Genomic DNA, 4,498 nt, shown 5'->3' with positions numbered 1-4,498 from the left:
CCCCACGGCGCCCCGGCCGAGTGAGAGCATCATGAACGCCGCGATCCTCCCGGGCTCCGTCATCGGCGCCAACCCGAACGCCCCCGAATACCTGCTGGCGGTCGACGCCCTCACCGTCTCCTTCGACGGGTTCAAGGCGGTCAACGACGTCTCGTTCTACGTCGACCCCAACGAGATCCGGGTGATCATCGGCCCGAACGGGGCCGGCAAGACCACCGTGCTCGACCTGATCTGCGGGCGCACCCGCGCCAGCGCCGGGTCGATCAAGTACAAGGGCCAGGAGCTGACCAAGCTCACCGAGAGCGCGATCGTCCAGGCCGGCGTCGGGCGCAAGTTCCAGACGCCGTCGATCTACGACGACCTCACGGTGTTCGAGAACCTGGAGATCTCGTTCCCGCGCGGGCGCTCGGTGTTCGGGGCGCTGACCTTCAAGCGCGACGCCGAGGTGCGCGACCGCATCCACGAGATCGCCGAGACGATCTTCCTCAAGGACCAGCTCCTGGAGCGGGCCGAGTTCCTGAGCCATGGCCAGAAGCAGTGGCTCGAGATCGGCATGCTGCTGATCCAGGATCCGGAGCTGCTGATGCTCGACGAGCCGGTGGCCGGGATGAGCGTCGGCGAGCGCATCAAGACCGCCGAGCTCCTCAACCAGATCATCGTCGGCCGCTCGGTGCTGGTGATCGAGCACGACATGAAGTTCGTCGAGGACATCGCCCACCGGGTCACCGTGCTGCACCAGGGCAAGGTCCTGTCGGAGGGCTCGATGGAGCGGGTCAAGAACGATCCGAAGGTCATCGAAGTGTATCTGGGACACTGAGCATCATGCTGCAGACCGCGCATCCTCCCCTGGCGAAAGCCCCTCCGCTGCCGACGGTCCCGTCGGCCGCGCCGATCCTGCGCGTCGCGGACCTGCACGCCGCCTACGGCCAGAGCGAGGTGCTGCACGGCCTCGACTTCCAGGTCGCGCCCGGCGAGATCGTCGCGGTGATGGGCCGCAACGGCATGGGCAAGACCACGCTGATGAAGACCCTGATGGGGATCGTGCCGGTGAAGGCCGGCTCGATCCGCGTCGACGGCGCCGAAATCGGCGGCCTCAAGAGCCATGCCCGCGTCGCCAAGGGCCTCGCCTACGTGCCGCAGGGCCGGATGATCTTCTCGACCATGACGGTGCAGGAGAACATCGAGACCGGGCTGACCGTCACCGGCACACGCCGCGTCCCCCGGGACCTCTACGACATGTTCCCCGTGCTGTTGGAGATGAAGGGCCGGCGCGGCGGCAACCTCTCCGGCGGCCAGCAGCAGCAGCTCGCCATCGCCCGGGCGCTCGCGAGCCGCCCGAAGGTGCTGCTCCTCGACGAGCCGACCGAGGGCATCCAGCCCTCGATCATCCGCGAGATGGGGCGGACGCTGAAGGCGATCCGCGACGCGCGCGGCCTGTCGATCGTCGTCTCCGAGCAGGTGCTGAGCTTCGCCCTCGACGTCGCCGACCGGGTGCTCGTGATGGAGAACGGCGAGATCGTCCACGAGTCGCTGCGCGCCGACATCGACGAAGCGCAGGTCGCCCGCTTCCTCTCGGTCTGAACGAGGACATCATGGCCGATTACGAGATCTTCGAGCTCGGCGACCACGTTCTCCAGTGCGGCAAGACGCTGCGCAACGCCAAGCTCGCGTTCAAGACCTTCGGCACGCTCAACGCGGCCCGCGACAACGCCATCGTCTACCCGACCTGGTATTCCGGCCAGCACACCGAGAACGAGTGGCTGATCGGGCCGGGCAAGGCCCTCGACCCCGACACGTACTTCATCATCATCCCGAACATGTTCGGCAACGGGCTCTCGTCCTCGCCGAGCAACACGCCGGCTCCCTGGAACGGGCCGCGCTTCCCCAACGTCACGGCCTACGACAACGTCCGCGCACAGCACCGGCTCGTCACCGAGCATTTCGGCATCGAAAAACTGGTCCTGGTGACCGGCTGGTCGATGGGGGCGCTCCAGACCTACCATTGGGGCGCGCTCTATCCCGAAATGGTCCCGCGCATCTTGCCGTTCCAAGGCTCGGCCAAGTGCTCGCGGCACAACTTCGTCTTCCTCGAGGGCGCCAAGGCGGCGCTCCAGGCCGACGCCGCCTTCGCAGAGGGTTGGTATGCGAGCCCGCCGAACAAGGGGCTGCGCGCCTTCGGCCGGGTCTACGCCGGCTGGGGCCTGTCTCAGACCTTCTACCGGATCGAGGCGGACAAGACGTACATGGGCTACGCCTCGCTCGAAGACTTCCTCGTCGGATTCTGGGAAGGCCTGTTTTATACGCGCGACGCCAACGACCTGCTCGCGATGCTGTGGACCTGGCAGAACGGCGACATCGGCGCCAACGACACCTTCCTCGGGGACACCAAGGCGGCGCTTCGCGCGATCACCGCGAAGGCGATCCTGATGCCGGCCTCGACCGACCTGTACTTCCCGCCCGAGGACAACCGGATCGAGGCGGAGTCGATGCCGAACGCCGAGTTGCGCGTCATCGACACGTGGTGGGGCCACTTCGCCGGCGGACCGGGCACCAGCCCCGACGACATCCAGATCCTCGACGACGCGCTGAAACAGCTGCTCGCGAGCTGAAAGGTTTCGGCCGGCTCAACCGGTCGTTCGGGGCATCGCCGTCCCCAGGTTTCCAAGACAGGGAGCAAAGTCAGAAAATGCCCGAGACGCTGATCAAGGTCGACCTGACGCAATCGGCCTACGACAACGACATGGTGCACAACCGCTGGCACCCGGACATCCCGATGGTCGCCATGGTGAAGCCCGGCGACGACTTCATCGTCGAGACCTATGATTGGACCGGCGGCTTCATCAAGAACAACGATTCCGCCGACGACGTGCGCGACATCGACCTGTCGATCGTGCACTTCCTCTCCGGCCCGATCGGCGTCGAGGGCGCCGAGCCCGGCGATCTCCTGGTGGTCGACCTCCTCGACATCGGCGCCAAGCCCGAGAGCCAGTGGGGCTTCAACGGCTTCTTCTCGAAGAACAACGGCGGCGGCTTCCTCGACGAGCACTTCCCCCAGGCCCAGAAGTCGATCTGGGACTTCGAGGGCATGTTCACCAAGTCGCGCCACATCCCCGGCGTGCGCTTCCCCGGCCTGATCCATCCCGGCCTGATCGGCTGCCTGCCCGATCCGAAGATGCTCGAGACCTGGAACACCCGCGAGAAGGCGCTGTTCGACACCGACCCGAACCGGGTGCCGGCTCTCGCCACCCTGCCCTTCGGGCCCACCGCCCACATGGGACGCCTCAAGGGCGAGGCGAAGGAGAAGGCGGCCGCGACAGGCGCCCGCACGGTGCCGGGGCGCGAGCACGGCGGCAATTGCGACATCAAGGACCTGTCGCGCGGATCGAAGATCTACTTCCCGGTCTACGTGCCCGGCGCCGGCCTCTCGATGGGCGACCTGCATTTCAGCCAGGGCGACGGCGAGATCACCTTCTGCGGCGCGATCGAGATGGCCGGCTGGGTCCACCTCAAGGTCAGCCTGATCAAGGACGGCATGGCCAAGTACGGGATCAAGAACCCGATCTTCAAGCCGTCGCCGGTCACGCCGAAGTTCGACGACCACTTGATCTTCGAGGGCGTCTCGGTCGACGAATACGGCAAGCAGCATTATCTCGACGTGACGGTGGCCTACCGGCAGGCCTGCCTCAACGCGATCGAGTACCTGAAGAAGTTCGGCTACTCGGGCGCGCAGGCCTACTCGATCCTCGGCACCGCACCGGTCCAGGGCCACATCTCGGGCGTGGTCGACATCCCCAACGCCTGCGCGACCTTGTGGATTCCGACCAAGATCTTCGAGTTCGACATCAATCCCGGCGCCGACGGGCCGACGAAGTTCATCGACGGCTCGATCCAGATGCCGCTCTCACCGGATCTGTAGTCTCCTGGTTTGCCGCGCTTCCCGGCCGGCAAACCGCACACACCTTGCCTGGAAGCGCGCGAATGCCGGTCTACGATTACGCTTGCGAGGCCTGCGGGCCGTTCACGGTGCTGCGCCCGATGGCGCAGTTCAAGGACCCGCACGACTGCCCCGATTGCGGGACGGCGTGCGGGCGCGCCTTCCTCACCGCGCCGAACCTCGCCTCGATGGATGCGGGCCGGCGCAAGGCCTACGCGACCAACGAGCGGAGCGCGCACGCCCCCCGCAAGTCGTCCGCGCACGGGACCGGCTGCGGCTGCTGCTCGGGGACGAAGGCCAAATCCAACCCCACGGCCGCCAAGAGCTTCCCGAACGCGCGGCCGTGGATGATCAGCCACTGACGGACCAACCTTCCCCCCCTCTGCGGGGGAGGGTGCCCTGCGGATGCAGGGCGGGAGAGGGGCCGGCTCCGAACCCTCCGGACATCGCGCTCCCCTCTCCCGACCCTCGCTCACGCGAGACCCACCCTCCCCCTCACCCAAGTCGGGCTTGCCCGACTTGGGTGAGGGGGAGGGTGGGTCTCGCGTGAGCGAGGGTCGGGAG

5 protein-coding genes are annotated in these 4,498 nt (G+C 66.9%); all 5 read left to right on the top strand.

The window, feature by feature from the left end:
* Positions 1–31: 31 nt before the first annotated feature.
* The 5 genes from urtD to FV226_RS26825 all read left to right on the top strand — a co-directional run bounded on the left by urtD (position 32) and on the right by FV226_RS26825 (position 4,296).
* Positions 32–817: an urea ABC transporter ATP-binding protein UrtD gene (urtD, locus tag FV226_RS26845; protein ID WP_147753749.1), complete on the top strand. Its 786-nt coding sequence runs from the start codon at positions 32–34 to the stop codon at positions 815–817.
* A gap of 74 nt (positions 818–891) precedes the next feature.
* Positions 892–1,581 (top strand): urea ABC transporter ATP-binding subunit UrtE, encoded by a 690-nt coding sequence (urtE, locus tag FV226_RS26840; RefSeq protein ID WP_187277263.1) that lies wholly within the window; start codon positions 892–894, stop codon positions 1,579–1,581.
* Between the two features lie 11 nt (positions 1,582–1,592).
* Positions 1,593–2,609: an alpha/beta fold hydrolase gene (locus FV226_RS26835; protein ID WP_147765321.1), complete on the top strand. Its 1,017-nt coding sequence runs from the start codon at positions 1,593–1,595 to the stop codon at positions 2,607–2,609.
* A 77-nt stretch (positions 2,610–2,686) separates the two neighbouring features.
* Positions 2,687–3,916: a formamidase gene (fmdA, locus tag FV226_RS26830; RefSeq protein WP_147753746.1), complete on the top strand. Its 1,230-nt coding sequence runs from the start codon at positions 2,687–2,689 to the stop codon at positions 3,914–3,916.
* Positions 3,917–3,978: 62 nt separating this feature from the next.
* The gene (locus FV226_RS26825; RefSeq protein ID WP_147765320.1) at positions 3,979–4,296 is read left to right on the top strand and encodes a zinc ribbon domain-containing protein; all 318 of its coding nucleotides are present in this window, start codon (positions 3,979–3,981) and stop codon (positions 4,294–4,296) included.
* The last annotated feature ends 202 nt before the right edge of the window (positions 4,297–4,498 follow it).

Source organism: Methylobacterium sp. WL12, from assembly GCF_008039475.1.
In the GTDB taxonomy this organism is placed as follows: Bacteria; Pseudomonadota; Alphaproteobacteria; order Rhizobiales; family Beijerinckiaceae; genus Methylobacterium; species Methylobacterium cerastii.
Note: the sequence above shows the minus strand (reverse complement) of the source record. Positions and strands in the feature narration are given on the sequence as shown.

Coding starts and splice junctions, on each gene's coding strand:
- urtD (WP_147753749.1), top strand. CDS start 32: ATGAACGCCGCGATCCTCCCGGGCTCCGTCATCGGCGCCAACCCGAAC.
- FV226_RS26835 (WP_147765321.1), top strand. CDS start 1,593: ATGGCCGATTACGAGATCTTCGAGCTCGGCGACCACGTTCTCCAGTGC.
- fmdA (WP_147753746.1), top strand. CDS start 2,687: ATGCCCGAGACGCTGATCAAGGTCGACCTGACGCAATCGGCCTACGAC.
- FV226_RS26825 (WP_147765320.1), top strand. CDS start 3,979: ATGCCGGTCTACGATTACGCTTGCGAGGCCTGCGGGCCGTTCACGGTG.